The sequence below is a fragment of the Pseudomonas sp. PI1 genome (genome assembly GCF_000812405.1).
Classification (GTDB): domain Bacteria; phylum Pseudomonadota; class Gammaproteobacteria; order Pseudomonadales; family Pseudomonadaceae; genus Pseudomonas; species Pseudomonas citronellolis.
On sequence record NZ_JWMC01000013.1, the window covers coordinates 1 to 14,015 of the forward strand.

The 14,015-nt window shown below is 69.0% G+C and carries 13 protein-coding genes and 1 pseudogene; 7 read left to right on the plus strand and 7 right to left on the minus strand.

Annotation, left to right across the window (positions count from 1 at the left end):
• The coding region (locus RN02_RS33170) for a carbohydrate porin (protein WP_152623726.1) at nucleotides 1-98 on the plus strand (98 nt) is incomplete at its 5' end.
• 381 nt (nucleotides 99-479) lie between these two features.
• A complete protein-coding gene (locus RN02_RS05330; RefSeq protein WP_009620929.1) occupies nucleotides 480-1,325 on the plus strand; it encodes a D-hexose-6-phosphate mutarotase in 846 nt (281 codons plus the stop codon).
• A gap of 247 nt (nucleotides 1,326-1,572) precedes the next feature.
• On the opposite strand, the gene RN02_RS05335 is transcribed toward RN02_RS05330, so the two are convergent.
• A complete protein-coding gene (locus RN02_RS05335; protein ID WP_009620931.1) occupies nucleotides 1,573-2,430 on the minus strand; it encodes a MurR/RpiR family transcriptional regulator in 858 nt (285 codons plus the stop codon).
• A gap of 200 nt (nucleotides 2,431-2,630) precedes the next feature.
• Here RN02_RS05335 and zwf point away from each other — a divergent pair, with 200 nt between their 5' ends.
• Genes zwf through RN02_RS05350 form a run of 3 tightly spaced genes read left to right on the plus strand, consistent with a single transcriptional unit; the run spans nucleotide 2,631 to nucleotide 5,473 of the window.
• Nucleotides 2,631-4,100: a glucose-6-phosphate dehydrogenase gene (gene zwf / locus RN02_RS05340; RefSeq protein WP_043313473.1), complete on the plus strand. Its 1,470-nt coding sequence runs from the start codon at nucleotides 2,631-2,633 to the stop codon at nucleotides 4,098-4,100.
• Nucleotides 4,087-4,803: a 6-phosphogluconolactonase gene (gene pgl, locus RN02_RS05345; RefSeq protein WP_043313475.1), complete on the plus strand. Its 717-nt coding sequence runs from the start codon at nucleotides 4,087-4,089 to the stop codon at nucleotides 4,801-4,803. Before zwf ends, pgl begins: the two co-directional genes overlap by 14 nt.
• Before the next feature lie 19 nt (nucleotides 4,804-4,822).
• A complete protein-coding gene (locus tag RN02_RS05350; RefSeq protein WP_043313476.1) occupies nucleotides 4,823-5,473 on the plus strand; it encodes a bifunctional 4-hydroxy-2-oxoglutarate aldolase/2-dehydro-3-deoxy-phosphogluconate aldolase in 651 nt (216 codons plus the stop codon).
• Nucleotides 5,474-5,820: 347 nt separating this feature from the next.
• Here RN02_RS05350 and RN02_RS05355 read toward each other — a convergent pair whose 3' ends face one another.
• On the minus strand, nucleotides 5,821-6,255 hold the full coding sequence (locus tag RN02_RS05355) for an NUDIX hydrolase (RefSeq protein WP_043313478.1): 435 nt from the start codon (nucleotides 6,253-6,255) through the stop codon (nucleotides 5,821-5,823).
• 137 nt (nucleotides 6,256-6,392) lie between these two features.
• Between RN02_RS05355 and rluB the strand changes: the two are divergent.
• A pseudogene (gene rluB, locus RN02_RS05360) lies at nucleotides 6,393-7,583 on the plus strand (23S rRNA pseudouridine(2605) synthase RluB); the annotation flags it as partial.
• Nucleotides 7,584-7,892: 309 nt separating this feature from the next.
• Here the strand turns inward: rluB and RN02_RS05365 are convergent.
• From RN02_RS05365 to RN02_RS05385, 5 genes are all read right to left on the minus strand, one after another.
• Nucleotides 7,893-8,822 (minus strand): GGDEF domain-containing protein, encoded by a 930-nt coding sequence (locus RN02_RS05365; protein WP_009620943.1) that lies wholly within the window; start codon nucleotides 8,820-8,822, stop codon nucleotides 7,893-7,895.
• Between the two features lie 245 nt (nucleotides 8,823-9,067).
• Nucleotides 9,068-9,811, minus strand: a complete 744-nt coding sequence (locus RN02_RS05370) for a YciK family oxidoreductase (protein ID WP_009620945.1) — start codon at nucleotides 9,809-9,811, stop codon at nucleotides 9,068-9,070.
• A gap of 90 nt (nucleotides 9,812-9,901) precedes the next feature.
• On the minus strand, nucleotides 9,902-10,582 hold the full coding sequence (gene mupP, locus RN02_RS05375; RefSeq protein WP_099049037.1) for an N-acetylmuramic acid 6-phosphate phosphatase MupP: 681 nt from the start codon (nucleotides 10,580-10,582) through the stop codon (nucleotides 9,902-9,904).
• Nucleotides 10,579-11,277 carry a bifunctional 2-polyprenyl-6-hydroxyphenol methylase/3-demethylubiquinol 3-O-methyltransferase UbiG gene (ubiG, locus tag RN02_RS05380; RefSeq protein WP_043313483.1) on the minus strand — a complete coding sequence of 233 codons (699 nt, stop codon included), beginning with the start codon at nucleotides 11,275-11,277 and terminating at the stop codon, nucleotides 10,579-10,581. The genes mupP and ubiG overlap by 4 nt, the downstream gene beginning before the upstream one ends.
• Nucleotides 11,278-11,393: 116 nt before the next feature.
• On the minus strand, nucleotides 11,394-12,719 hold the full coding sequence (locus RN02_RS05385) for a TRZ/ATZ family hydrolase (RefSeq protein WP_043313486.1): 1,326 nt from the start codon (nucleotides 12,717-12,719) through the stop codon (nucleotides 11,394-11,396).
• Between the two features lie 157 nt (nucleotides 12,720-12,876).
• Between RN02_RS05385 and mtnA the strand changes: the two genes are divergently transcribed.
• Nucleotides 12,877-13,953 (plus strand): S-methyl-5-thioribose-1-phosphate isomerase, encoded by a 1,077-nt coding sequence (mtnA, locus tag RN02_RS05390; RefSeq protein ID WP_043313488.1) that lies wholly within the window; start codon nucleotides 12,877-12,879, stop codon nucleotides 13,951-13,953.
• Nucleotides 13,954-14,015 lie beyond the last annotated feature (62 nt).

Genomic DNA, 14,015 nt, shown 5'->3' on the forward strand with positions numbered 1-14,015 from the left:
CGGTGCGGCCGAACCTGCAATACATCAAGCATCCCGGCGGCGTCTACGAGGTGGACAACGCTCTGGTTGCCGGCCTGAAGATCCAGTCCAGCTTCTGATACGCCAAACGACACGCTCCTGAGGTGCTGCTGTACTTGGCCCGCCCGCCGATATCGGGGCGGGCTTTTTGTTCGTGGGGCGCATAACCGTTCGCGGTTATCCGCCGATACGCCGGGGCCACGGCCAGCGCCCAGGTCAACCTGGGAGCCGCCGGGCAGCGAGGCTGGACGGCGGATAACGCCGTAGGCGTTATGCGCCCTACGTGACCGGCCTGGTTCGCGTGGGGCTGGTGCGCCCAGGACGAAAAAATCCGGACATGTGACTGGGGTTCTATGCTTTTCAGGTAGAATCTGCGCTTTTTTCACCAACGTGTAGTAAAACTACATAGATGTCATGCCCCGGGAGCGTCCGGGAAGGGATTGATTCAGGACCTCCGGACAATGCTCGAGCATCCGCTGCAGCGCTTCTTCCATTCCATGCGTGCCAAGCGCCCCTTCGACTGGGTGCGCTTCCAGCGCCGCGACCTGCTGCTGATCGATCATCCCCTGTGCCAGGCGGTCTTCAGCCGCCAGGGCGCGCAACTGCTGCACTTCCGGCCCCAGGGCGAGCGTTCCATGCTGTGGTGTTCCAGCCAGTGGCCGGCGCTGAGCACGGCGCCCATCCGCGGCGGCATCCCGGTGTGCTGGCCGTGGTTCGGCAGCCACCCCAGCGAGCCCGACTGGCCGCCCCACGGCTGGGCCCGCCAGCGCGAATGGCGCCTGCTCGACGCCCACGCCGACGAGAGCCTGGTGCAGGTGAGCTGGCAGCTGGACATCGAGGACTGGCACGTGCGCCTGGACGCGCGCCTGGGCCGCGAGCTGGAAATGGAACTGTCCAGCTACCACGAGGACGACAGCGACTGCCTGTTCAGCTTCGCCCTGCAACCCTACTGGCGCATCGGCTCGCTGCGCCGCAGCGTGGTCCACGGCATGGAGCTGGAGGGCGGCCAGCGCCCGGCGGCGCCGCTGCCCAACACCTGGACGCCGCGGGGCGCGGTCAAGCAGGTGCTGTACAACACCGGCGCGCTGGTGCTGGAAGACGCCGGCTGGCAGCGCCGCCTGCGCATCGACAAGAACGCCGCCGCCGGCAGCGTCATCTGGCACCCCGGCAGCCGCGCGGTGGAACAGGTGGAGCCGGGCGAGGCCGACCGCTTCCTGTGCATCGGCGCCGCCGGCTACCGCCCCGGCGGCCTGATCCTGGCCCAGGGCGAGCGCATGCGCCTGCGGCTGAAGGCCGGGTTGGTCTGACGGCCCCCGCTGCGCGGGGCTTGAGCGTAGGAACAACGGTCTTGCCGACTGCGCCAAGGCGCTCTTCGTAGGATGGGTTGAGCTTGCGATACCCATCGAACCATGGTGATGGGTATCGCTTCGCTCAACACCATCCTACGACGGTGCTCCTCCTGCCATGTAGGAGCGGACTCCGTCCGCGATCGGCCGATCCCCTGCGCCGAAATCGCGGATGAATCCGCGCCTGCGAAATCACCGCGGCGGGGTGTCAGTCTTCCTCGTCCAGCTGGTAGCGCGTCGGCACCAGGCTCTCCTTGATCCTGCGCAGGTGCGGCTGGAAGTCCACGCCGCGGCGCAGGGTCACGCCGGTGGCCAGCACGTCGAGCACCGTCAGCTGGATGATCCGCGAGGTCATCGGCATGTAGATGTCGGTGTCTTCCGGCAGCGGGATGTCCAGGGTCAGGGTGCAGACCTTGGCCAGCGGCGAGTCGGCGGCGGTCAGGCCGAGCACCGAGGCGCCGTTGTCCCGCGCCAGGCGCGCCACCTCCACCAGCTCGCGGGTGCGGCCGGTGTAGGAGATCACCACGAACAGGTCGCCGGTGTGCGCCACCGAGGCGATCATCCGCTGCATCAGCACGTCGCTCTGCGCCGACACCGCCAGGTTGAAGCGGAAGAACTTGTGCTGCGCATCCAGCGCCACCGAACTGGACGCGCCTAGGCCGAAGAAGTGGATCTGCCGGGCCTGGATCAGCAGGTCCACGGCGCGGTCCACGGCGCGCGGGTCGATCAGCTTGTAGGCGGCGTCCAGCGAAGCGATGGTGCTGCCGAAGATTTTCCGCGTGTACGCCTCGGGGCCGTCGTCCTCGGCCACTGCCTGGGTGACGAAGGCCGCGCCGCTGGCCAGGCTCTGCGCCAGCTGGATCTTCAGCTCCGGGTAGCCGCTCATGCCGAAGGAGCGGCAGAAGCGGTTCACCGTCGGCTCGCTGACACTGGCGGCCTGGGCCAGCGCGGCGATGCTGAAGCGGGTGGCCTGCTGCGGGTTCTGCAGTATCACCTCGGCGACCTTGCGTTCGGCCTTGTTCAAGTCTTCCAGGCGCGTCTGGATCTGCTCCAGCAGGTTCTTCATCCGTTCTCCTTGGTGGCCCCTGTGGGGCAATCGACGGCCGGGGACGTGCCTGCGGCCAGCGGCGCTATCCTAACGTCAGGTCGGCAGACGACCAACAGGACCGCGTCTTGGGAAAAATATGTTGTTTAATTACTACATTTTTGCCTTAATGGCCCGGTGTATTCGGCAAATGTTCCTCAAAATCTGTTTGGTAACAACAAATGCCTGATGTCCGCGTTCTGCCTTGCACCCTGGCGCTGTTCGGCGCGCTGGGCGACCTCGCCCTGCGCAAGCTGATCCCCGCCCTCTACCAGCTCGACCGCGAAGGCCTGCTCCACGGCGACACCCGCATCCTCGCCCTGGCCCGCGACGAGGGCGACCCTGCCGCCCACCTGGCCACCCTCGAGAAGCGCCTGCGCCTGGCCGTGCCGGCGCGCGAATGGGACGACGCCGTCTGGGCGCGCTTCCAGCAGCGCCTGAGCTACCTGAGCATGGACTTCCTCGACGCCGCGTCCTACCCGGCGTTGCGCGACGCGGTGCCCGCCGGCCTGCCGCTGGTGGCCTATTTCGCTACCCCGGCCGCGGTCTACGGCGGCATCTGCGAGAACCTCGCCGCCCTCGGCCTGGCCGAACGCACCCGAGTGGTGCTGGAGAAGCCCATCGGCCACGACCTGGCGTCGTCCCGCGAGGTCAACGAGGCGGTGGCGAAGTTCTTTCCGGAGAACCGCATCTATCGGATCGACCACTACCTGGGCAAGGAAACGGTACAGAACCTCATCGCCCTGCGTTTCGCCAACAGCCTGTTCGAGACGCAGTGGAACCAGAACCACATCTCCCACGTGGAAATCACCGTGGCCGAGAAGGTCGGCATCGAAGGCCGCTGGGGCTACTTCGACCAGGCCGGCCAGCTGCGCGACATGGTGCAGAACCACTTGCTGCAGCTGCTCTGCCTGATCGCCATGGACCCGCCCAGCGACCTCTCCGCCGACAGCATCCGCGACGAGAAGGTCAAGGTGCTGCGCGCCCTGGAGCCGATCCCGCCGGAGCAACTGGCCGGCCGCGTGGTGCGCGGCCAGTACACCGCCGGCTTCATCGACGGCAAGGCGGTGCCCGGTTACCTGGAAGAGGAGCACGCCAACCGCATGAGCGGCGCCGAGACCTTCGTCGCCCTGCGCGTGGACATCCGCAACTGGCGCTGGTCCGGCGTGCCCTTCTACCTGCGCACCGGCAAGCGCATGCCGCAGAAGCTGTCGCAGATCGTCATCCACTTCAAGAACCCGCCGCACTACATCTTCGCCCCGGAGCAGCGCTCGCTGATCAGCAACCGCCTGATCATCCGCCTGCAGCCGGACGAGGGCATCTCCCTGCAGGTGATGACCAAGGACCAGGGCCTGGGCAAGGGCATGCAACTGCGCACCGGCCCGCTGCAGCTGAGCTTCTCCGAGGCCTTCCAGGCTGCCCGCGTGCCGGACGCCTACGAGCGGCTGCTGCTGGAAGTGATGCAGGGCAACCAGTACCTGTTCGTGCGCAAGGACGAAGTGGAGTTCGCCTGGAAGTGGTGCGACCACCTGATCGCCGGCTGGGAACGCCTGGGCGACGCCCCCAAACCCTACGCCGCCGGCACCTGGGGACCCCAGGCGGCCGTGGCGCTGATCGCGAGAGACGGGAAGGACTGGTATGGCGACCATTGATCTGAAACTGCCGGCCGGCGTGCGCTGGACGGCCTGGGAAAGCCCGGTGGCGCAGGCCCGCGGCCTGGCCGCCAATGTGGCCGAACAACTGCGCGGGGCCATCGCCGAGCGCGGCCGCGCGCTGCTGGCGGTGTCCGGCGGGCGCAGCCCGGTGGCCTTCCTCGAAGCCCTGAGCGGCGAAGTCCTCGACTGGGACAAGGTGACCGTGACCCTCGCCGACGAGCGCTGGGTGCCGGAAGTCCATCCGGACAGCAATGCCGGCCTGGTGCGCCGCCACCTGCTCAAGGGCGCGGCGGCCAAGGCGCTGTTCTGCGGCCTGTATCACTCGGCGCCGAGCCTGGAGGAAGCGGCGGCCATCGCCGACCGCCAGGTCGCCGAGCTGGCCCTGCCCATCGACGTGCTGGTGCTGGGCATGGGCGACGACGGCCACACCGCCTCGCTGTTCCCGGCCAGCCCGGGCCTGGCCGAGGCCCTCGACCCGGCCGGCGCGCGCCATTGCCTGCCGGCCTGGGCGCCGAGCGTGCCGCACCAGCGCCTGACCCTCAGCCGCGCGCTGCTGGCCGCCTCGCGGGTGCAACTGCTGGCGATCCAGGGCGAGGCCAAGCTGGCCACCCTGAGGGCCGCGCTGGCCGCCGAAGACGAAGCAAGCATGCCGGTGAGCGCCTTCCTCCGCGCTCCCCTGTCGATCCACTGGTGTCCCTGAGGCACGGAGTTACCGCAACATGAGTCTCGAATCCCACATCCAGCGCATCGACGCCCTCGCCGAGCGCGCCCGCATCCTGCCGGTGATCACCATCGATCGCGAGCAGGACATCCTGCCCATGGCCGACGCTCTGGCCGCCGGCGGCATTACCGTGCTGGAAGTGACCCTGCGCACCCCGCTGGGCCTGACCGCCATCCGCACCCTGGCCGAGCAGCGCCCGGAATTGTGCGTGGGCGCCGGCACCGTGCTGGACCCGCAAACCTTCCGCCAGGCGGAAGAGGCCGGCGCGCAGTTCATCGTCACCCCCGGCTGCACCGAGGAACTGCTGCAGCACGCGGTGAGCCGCCCGGTGCCGCTGCTGCCCGGCGTGGCCACCGCCTCCGAGATCATGGCCGCCTATCGCCACGGCCTGCGCCGCTTCAAGCTGTTCCCGGCCAAGGTGTGCGGCGGCGTGGAAGCGCTCAAGGCCTTCGCCGGCCCCTTCCCGGAAGTGCGCTTCTGCCCCACCGGCGGGGTAGGGCCGGACAACCTGAACGACTACTACCGCCTGGACAACGTGATGTGCGTGGGGGGCACCTGGATGCTGCCCAAGGCCGCCGTCGCCAGCGGTGACTGGGCCGCGGTCGAGCGCCTGTCGCGCGAGGCCCTGGCGCTGCTCGAATCACACTGAGCTGTCCCACGATCGGACGTGCCCGGCCTTGTGCCGGGCTTTTTTATGCGTGCGGGCGGCTGCTCTTCGTAGGAGCGAGCTTGCTCGCGAACGGAGTTTCCGGTGGCGTAGGTGCCGGGTTTAAGAGCCCCCTCTCCCCAGCCCTCTCCCTGAAGGGAGAGGGGGCTTGCCCGTGCCGAGACAAGAAATGGCTTCAGCCGGTAACCTTCGGTGTTGCCGGCTGACTCCAGAACACCCAACCCTGCCCAACGGTTCCCTCTCCCTTCAGGGAGAGGGTTAGGGAGAGGGCGTTCTTCAGGGCAAGCACGAAGCCACCGACAGAACCCCATTCGCGAGCAAGCTCGCTCCTACGAAAGACCCTCTTCCAGATAATCCCGCAACCGCACCTGCAGATAGGGCACCGCCTCCCCCTCATCCAGCCCGAGGTACTCCTCCACCGCCATCAACCGCCAATACTGCCCCTCGTCGCCGAAGCGGATCGCCGCGAACTCCGCCGCCCGCAGCCGCGCCACCAGGAACCAGGCCCAGGGCGCCGGGCCGTGGGTGGCTCGGTAGCGGCGCTGCCATTCGATGCGCTCCTGGCCCAGGCGGATGGCGAACTCCTCCTCCAACTCGCGCAACGCGCATTCGGCCGGGGTTTCCTGGCCTTCGCGGCCGCCACCGGGGAAGTCCCAGCAGCCGGGGAAGGGGATGCCGGGTTTCTCGTCGCGCAGGTAGACCACCAGGTGGCCGTCGTGGAACAGCGCCAGCTTGGCGCCGGTGAAGGCGGCTTCGTCGCTCAACTCGGTTTCCCCCTGAAAGCGGCGCGAATGGCAAAAGCGGCTAGGCTTTCCCGATCACGGACGGTGCTTTGCCGCGCCCAAGCGCGTATGATGCGCGACCTTTTTCTTCGTTGCATGACACACCGGGAGGTGCCCAGATGAACGACACGCACGAAACCACCGAAATTTCCCCCGCCGGCGAGAAGCTGCAGAAGGTCCTGGCCCGTCTGGGCGTCGGCTCGCGCCGTGACGTCGAGGCCTGGATCGAGGAAGGCCGGGTCAAGGTCAACGGCGTGGTCGCCAGCCTCGGCCAGCGCGTGGAAGGCCACGACGCCATCGCCGTCGACGAGCACCTGATCCGCCGCGAGCAGGCCGAAGAGCACGTGCGCCGCGTGCTGATCTACAACAAGCCCGAGGGCGAGGTCTGCACCCGCGACGACCCGGAAGGCCGCCCGACCGTGTTCGACCGCCTGCCGCGCCTGCGCAGCGGCCGCTGGATCAACGTCGGCCGCCTGGACATCAACACCACCGGCCTGCTGCTGTTCACCACCGACGGCGAGCTGGCCAACCGCCTGATGCACCCGTCCTACGAGATGGACCGCGAGTACGCCGTGCGCGTGCGCGGCGAAGTCGACGAAGAGATGATCGAGCGCCTGAAAGCCGGCGTGATGCTCGAAGACGGCCCGGCCAAGTTCAGCGACATCCAGCAGGCGCCCGGCGGCGAAGGCTTCAACCACTGGTACCACGTGGTGGTGATGGAAGGCCGCAACCGCGAAGTGCGCCGTCTGTGGGAATCCCAGGGCGTGGTGGTGAGCCGCCTGAAGCGCGTGCGCTTCGGCCCGGTGTTCCTCACCTCCGAGCTGACCATGGGCCGCTACCGCGAGATGGACCAGCGCGAGCTGGACATCCTCAGCGAGGAGGTCGGCCTGAAGCCGGTGAAACTGCCGGAGATGACCACCAAGGCCAAGGACAAGCTCGAACGCCAGCAGCGCAAGCTGGCCAAGCCGCTGGCGCGCAGCGAGCGCCCGGATGCCGGTCGCGGCAACCGCCAGCGCAAGGAATCCTTCGGCGGCGAGCGCCCGGCCCGTGGTCCGCGTCCGGTGGCCGGCGAGCGTCCCGCCCGAGGGCCGCGTCAGGACTCCGACCGTCCGGCTCGCGCTCCGCGTCAGGATGCCGACCGTCCGGTTCGTGGTCCGCGCCAGGATGCCGACCGTCCGGTTCGTGGTCCGCGTCAGGACTCGGATCGTCCGGCTCGTGGTCCGCGCCAGGATTCCGATCGTCCGGCTCGCGGTCCGCGCCAGGATTCCGAGCGTCCGGCCCGTGGTCCGCGCCAGGATGCCGACCGTCCGGCCCGCGGCCCGCGCAAGGACTCCGACCGCCCGGCCCGTGGCCCGCGTCAGGATTCCGAGCGTCCGGCCCGCGCGCCGCGTCCGGAAGGCCGTGGCAAGGCCCCGGCCGGCGAAGCGCTGCGTTCGCGTCCGGCCAAGCCGAGCGCCGAGCGTGACGAGCGCCCGTCCAAGCCGGTGGCGCGCAAGCCGTTGAACAAGCGCCGCCCGCAGCCGGCCGGCGACGGCATGCGCCCGGGCTTCAAGCGCTAAGCGTCAGGCATGAAAAAAGGGCTCCGCGGAGCCCTTTTTTTCGTCTTCCGGAAAGTCCGCTCAGCCAGCGCAGGCCAGGCGGTTGCGGCCGTCGCGCTTGGCCGCGTAGAGCGCGGCGTCGGCCCGGTGCAGCAGGTCGTCGACGCGCTCGCCGGCGATCAGGGTGGCGCAGCCGAGGCTGACGGACAGTGGCACCGGCTTGCCATCGACGGCAAAGTCCAGCTCCTGGATGGCATGCCGCAGCCTTTCGCCGACCTGGGCGGCGCTGCTGCTGGGCGTGTTGGACAGCAGCACGAGGAACTCCTCGCCGCCGAAGCGGAAGACCATGTCGACGTTGCGCAGGCTCGCCTTGATCGCCCTGGCCACGCAGCGCAGGGCTTCGTCGCCGTGGCTGTGGCCATACTGGTCGTTGATGCGCTTGAAGTGGTCCAGGTCGAGCATCAGCACCGACAGCGGCTGCAGGCTGCGCCGCGCCAGCTCGACCTCGCGGCCCAGGGCCTGGTCCATGGCGATGCGGTTGCCGGTGCCGGTCAGCGCGTCGCGCAGGGCGGCCTGGATGGCCGCGCGGTAGAGCAGGGCGTTGCGCAGCGGGTAGAGCAGGCTGGCGATCAGGCTTTCCAGCTGGCCCAGCTCGGTCTCGTCGAAGGGGCGGCGGCGGCGGAAGGCCAGCTCGCCCAGGTATTCCCCGGCATGGTTGAGGTTGTAGGTGGCGCCGTGGCTGGCCGCTTCGCCGAACTCCAGGCGCAGGTCGGCGCTGCCGTTCTGGTAGCTCAGGTAGTCCAGCGGCAGCAGCGCCTGGATCTCCTGGAAGAACAGGCCCAGGACGCGTTCGATCTCGAGGCTGGTCTGCAACTGCACGGCGAGTTGCCGGCGCACGTCCGTCAGGCTGGCCGGGCGCCGGCCGCGCGGGCGGCCGCTCTCGACCTGGCTCAGGCGCTGGAGCTTGGCGGTATCGAAATCGATGGTGTTGGACTGCTTGGGCGGGGCCATGACGCGTGGCGACCTCTGGCGCAAAACGGCGACAGTGAGGGCTGAGCTATTTTCGTGCCAACCCGCGAAAAGTTCTGTTCTGACGGCTCAAGGGACCGTCTGGCGCGGGCTTGGTTCCGTAGGCTGGGAGTGCCCCGGAGGGTGGGATGTCAAAATGATGGCGAATTTTCCGGGGTAGCCGTAGGCTCTTTCCCTGGGCGTAGTCGGAAAACCGGCGGGGCGGCTGTCGCGCCGCCCCGCGCCGGTCAGGCCTGGGCGTCGAAGGCCTGGCCGTTGACGCCGATGCTGTCCGGGCCCATCAGGTACAGGTAGACCGGCATGATCTCGTCCGGCGCCGGGTTGTTCGCCGGGTTCTCGCCGGGGTAGGCCATGGCGCGCATGCTGGTGCGGGTGGCGCCGGGGTTGACGCTGTTGGCGCGGACGGCGTTGGTGCCGTCGCACTCGTCGGCCATCACCTGCATCAGGCCCTCGGTGGCGAACTTGGACACCGCGTAGGCGCCCCAGTAGGCGCGGCCCTTACGCCCGACGCCGCTGGAGGTGAAGATCACCGAGGCGTCGCTGGCCAGCTTGAGTAGCGGCAGCATGGCGTGGGTCAGCATGAACACCGCGTTGACGTTGACCTGCATGACGCGCATGAAGTTTTCCCCGGAGATCTGCTCGATGGGCGAGCGCAGGCCGAGGATGGAGGCGTTGTGCAGCAGGCCGTCGAGCTTGCCGCATTCCTTCTCGATGGTCGCCGCCAGCTCGTCGTACTGGTGCGGCTGGGCGGTTTCCAGGTTGAAGGGGATGACCACCGGCTGCGGGTGGCCGGCGGCCTCGATCTGGTCGTAGGTCTGGTTGAGGTTTTCTTCGCTCTTGCCCAGCAGCAGCACGGTTGCGCCGTGGGCGGCATAGGCCCGCGCGGCGGCGGCGCCGATGCCGCGGCCGGCGCCGGTGACCAGGATCACCCGGTCCTTGAGCAGGTCGGGGCGGGCGGAATAGTCGAACATGGAAACTCCTTGGGAGCGCTGGAAGCCTGAAGCCGGAAGCTTGAAGTCGAGCGGCGGAGCGCTTCCGGCTTCAGGCTTCCAGCTTCAAGCTCAGCAGGAACAAAGCGCGCGGTCGAGCACCGCCAGCAGGTCGCGCGGGTGGTCGACGATCACGTCGGCGCCCCAGTGCGCGGGGTTGTCCTCGGGGTGGATGTAGCCGTAGCGCACCGCCGCGGTCTTGGTGCCGGCGGCGCGGCCGGACTCGATGTCGCGCAGGTCGTCGCCGATGAACAGCACCTGCGCCGGGTCGATGCCCAGTTGGCTGCAGGCCAGCAGCAGCGGCTCCGGGTCGGGCTTGCTGTTGCTCACGTGGTCCGGGCAGACCAGCACCGCCGAGCGCTCGGCCAGGCCCAGCTGCTGCATGATCGGCTCGGCGAAGCGCACCGGCTTGTTGGTCACCACGCCCCAGATGAGGTTGGCCCGCTCGATGCTTTCCAGCAGCTCCGGCATGCCGTCGTACAGGCGGCTGTAGACCGCGCAGTGGTCCTGGTAGCGGTCGAGGAATTCCTGGCGCAGCGTCTCGAAGCCAGGGGCCTCCGGGTCCATGTCGAAGGTCGCGGCGACCATGGCGCGGGCGCCGCCGGAGACCACGTCGGCGATGCGCTGGGCGTCGATCGGTGGGCGGCCGTGGGCGGCGAGCATGGCCTGGCACACGGCGATGAAGTCCGGCGCGGTGTCCAGCAGGGTGCCGTCCATGTCGAAGAGAACCGCTCTGAGCTGCATCGCCGTCATTCCTCGCGCAGGGTCTGGATCATGTAGTTGACGTCGACGTCGTCGGCCAGCTTGTAGTGCCTGGTCAGCGGGTTGTAGGTCAGGCCGATGATGTCCTTGACCGCCAAGCCCGCATCGCGCGACCAGGCGCCCAGCTCGGAGGGGCGGATGAACTTCTTGAAGTCGTGGGTGCCGCGCGGCAGCAGGCGCATGACGTACTCGGCGCCGACGATGGCGAACAGGTAGGCCTTGGGGTTGCGGTTGATGGTGGAGAAGAACACCTGGCCGCCGGGCTTGACCATCTTGTGGCAGGCGCGGATTACCGAGGCCGGGTCGGGCACGTGCTCGAGCATCTCCAGGCAGGTGACCACGTCGAACTGCCCGGGCATTTCCTCGGCCAGCTGTTCGGCGGTGATGCGCCGGTATTCCACCGGCACCCCGGATTCCAACTGGTGCAGCTGGGCCACCGCCAGCGGCGCCTCGCCCATGTCGATGCCCATGACGGTGGCGCCGCGCTGGGCCATGGCCTCGCTGAGGATGCCGCCGCCGCAGCCGACGTCCAGTACCTTCTTGCCGGCCAGGCTGGCGCGCTCGTCGATCCAGTTGACGCGCAGCGGGTTGATGTCGTGCAGCGGCTTGAACTCGCTCTCGCGGTCCCACCAGCGATGGGCCAGTGCCTCGAATTTGGCGATCTCGGCGTGGTCGACGTTGCTCATGGCGTACCTTCGTTGCAAATCATGGGAAATCGTGGCGCGCAGGCCGACTATGATGCCAGCTTCGCGCGGCGGATGGGCGCGGCATGACAGATTGTCGCAGCCGCGCCCGGCAGTGTTCAGGCGCCGGCGATGCGCCGGCCCCAGGCGCCGACCTCGGCGGCCAGGCGGCCCTCGTCCAGGCGCGTCAGGCGGCCGGCGTCCAGCAGCTGCTTGCCGCTGACCCACAGGTGGCGCACGCAGTCGCGGCCGCTGGCGTAGATCAGTTGCGAAACCGGCTCGTAGACCGGTTGCTGGGCCAGCCCGGAAAGGTCGAAGGCCACCAGGTCGGCGGACTTGCCCAGTTCCAGCGAGCCGATTTCCTGCTCCAGGCCCAGGGCGCGGGCGCCGTTCAGGGTGGCCATGCGCAGCGCGCGGTGGGCGTCCAGGGCGGTGGCCTGGCCGGCCACGGCCTTGGCCAGCAGGGCGGCGGTGCGCGTCTCGCCGAGCAGGTCGAGGTCGTTGTTGCTGGCCGCGCCATCGGTGCCTATGGCGACGTTGACCCCGGCCTGCCACAGGCGTTCCACCGGGCAGAAGCCGCTGGCCAGCTTGAGGTTGGATTCCGGGCAGTGGATCACCGAGCTGTTGGTTTCCACCAGCAGCTCCAGGTCCTCGTCGCTCACCTGGGTCATGTGCACGGCCTGGAAGCGCGGCCCCAGCAGGCCCAGGCGGTGCAGCCGGGCCAGCGGGCGCTCGGCGCTCTTCTCCAGGGCCTGCTGGACCTCGAAAGCGGTCTCGTGGACGTGCATCTGGATGCCGGCGTCGAGTTCCTCGGCCAGCATCAGCACGTTCTCCAGCTTGTCGTCGCCGACCGTGTAGGGCGCGTGTGGGCCGAAGGCCACGCGGATGCGCGGGTGGTGCTTGAGGTCGTCGTGCAGCGCCACGCCCTGGCGGATCGCCTCCTCGGCGTCGCGGGCGCCGGGCATGGGGAAGTCCAGCACCGGCACGCACACCTGGGCGCGGATGCCGCTGTCGTGCACCGCCTCGCAGGTCACCCGCGGGTGGAAGTACATGTCCGAGAAGCAGCTGATGCCGCCCTTGATCTGCTCGGCGATGGCCAGCTCGCTGCCGGTGCGCACGAAGTCCTCGTCCACCCACTTCGCCTCGGCCGGCCAGATGTGCTCCTGCAGCCAGGTCATCAGCGGCAGGTCGTCGGCCAGGCCGCGGAACAGGCTCATGGCGGCGTGGCCGTGGGCGTTGACCAGGCCCGGGGCGAGCAGCATGCCCGGCAGCTCGCGGGTTTCCGCCGCCGGCTGGCGCAGGGCCTCGGCGCGCGGGGCGAGGAGGGCGATGCGGCCGTCGCGGATGCCCAGCGCATGGTCGCGCAGGACCACGCCGGCGGGTTCCACCGGGACTATCCAGGTCGGCAGCAGAAGCAGGTCGAGAGGGGCTTTGGCGTCGGGCATGGGGCGCTTCCTGCGGCGCGGGAACGGGTGGTCGGCAGTATACCCGAGCGCCTTGGCCTGCGGCTCGTTATACTCGCGGGTTTTCCCGGCCCTGGCCGGGCTCGATATCGGCGCGCCGCCCGGCGCGCCCGGACCTGATAGAAGAACGAGGTGTTCCATGCGTGAGCGACTGTTGGCGGCCGAGCGGGTCACGGCCATTGATTGGCGCAAGGGCACCCTTCGTCTGCTCGACCAGCGCCTGCTGCCGCTGGAGGAAACCTGGCTGAGCTACGACAGCGCCGCCGGCGTCGCCGAGGCCATCCGCCAGATGGTGGTGCGCGGCGCCCCGGCCATCGGCATCGCCGCGGCCTACGGCCTGGTGCTGGGCCTGCAGGCCCGCCTGAACAACGGCGGCGCCTGGCGCGAGGCCCTGGAGGACGACTTCCGCGTGCTGGCCGAATCGCGGCCCACGGCGGTCAACCTGTTCTGGGCGCTGAACCGCATGCGCGAGCGCCTCGAACGCCTGAAGCCGGGCGACGACCCGCTGCAGGTGCTGGAAGCCGAGGCCATCGCCATCCACGAGAGCGACCGCGAGGCCAACCTGACCATGGCCCAGCTCGGCGTCGAGCTGATCCGCAAGCAGCACTCCGGCCCGCAGAAGATCCTCACCCACTGCAATACCGGCGCCCTGGCCACCGGCGGCTTCGGCACCGCCCTGGGGGTGATCCGAGCGGCGCACCTGGAGGGCCTGGTCGAGCGCATCTACGCCGACGAGACCCGCCCCTGGCTGCAGGGCGCGCGCCTGACCGCCTGGGAACTGGCCAACGAGGGCGTGCCGGTGACGCTCAACGTCGACGCCGCGGCGGCGCACCTGATGAAGACCCAGAGCATCACCTGGGTCATCGTCGGCGCCGACCGCATCACCGCCAATGGCGACGTGGCGAACAAGATCGGCACCTACCAGCTGGCGATCAACGCCATGCACCACGGCGTGCGCTTCATGGTGGTGGCGCCCAGCTCGACCATCGACATGAACCTGGAAAGCGGCGAGGACATCCCCATCGAAGAGCGCAACGGCCGCGAACTCCTGGAAATCGGCGGCAAGCGGATAGCCGCCGAGGTGGATGCCTACAATCCGGTGTTCGACGTGACCCCGGCCGACCTGGTCGATGCCATCGTGACCGAGCGCGGCGTGGTCGAGCGTCCGGACACCGAGCGCATGGCCCAGTTGATGAGCCGCAAGCGCCTGCATTGAGGGCGCCCGGCGGGGATAGGTGTTCCCCCTGGCTTGTGGTAAGCTCCGACGGTTCTCAGTGG

Excerpts from the sequence above, each read along its gene's own strand:
- RN02_RS05330 (WP_009620929.1), top strand. The coding sequence starts at position 480 with ATGCTCGAGCATCCGCTGCAGCGCTTCTTCCATTCCATGCGTGCCAAG.
- RN02_RS05335 (WP_009620931.1), bottom strand. The coding sequence starts at position 2,430 with ATGAAGAACCTGCTGGAGCAGATCCAGACGCGCCTGGAAGACTTGAAC.
- zwf (WP_043313473.1), top strand. The coding sequence starts at position 2,631 with ATGCCTGATGTCCGCGTTCTGCCTTGCACCCTGGCGCTGTTCGGCGCG.
- pgl (WP_043313475.1), top strand. The coding sequence starts at position 4,087 with ATGGCGACCATTGATCTGAAACTGCCGGCCGGCGTGCGCTGGACGGCC.
- RN02_RS05350 (WP_043313476.1), top strand. The coding sequence starts at position 4,823 with ATGAGTCTCGAATCCCACATCCAGCGCATCGACGCCCTCGCCGAGCGC.
- RN02_RS05365 (WP_009620943.1), bottom strand. The coding sequence starts at position 8,822 with ATGGCCCCGCCCAAGCAGTCCAACACCATCGATTTCGATACCGCCAAG.
- RN02_RS05370 (WP_009620945.1), bottom strand. The coding sequence starts at position 9,811 with ATGTTCGACTATTCCGCCCGCCCCGACCTGCTCAAGGACCGGGTGATC.
- mupP (WP_099049037.1), bottom strand. The coding sequence starts at position 10,582 with ATGACGGCGATGCAGCTCAGAGCGGTTCTCTTCGACATGGACGGCACC.
- ubiG (WP_043313483.1), bottom strand. The coding sequence starts at position 11,277 with ATGAGCAACGTCGACCACGCCGAGATCGCCAAATTCGAGGCACTGGCC.
- RN02_RS05385 (WP_043313486.1), bottom strand. The coding sequence starts at position 12,719 with ATGCCCGACGCCAAAGCCCCTCTCGACCTGCTTCTGCTGCCGACCTGG.
- mtnA (WP_043313488.1), top strand. The coding sequence starts at position 12,877 with ATGCGTGAGCGACTGTTGGCGGCCGAGCGGGTCACGGCCATTGATTGG.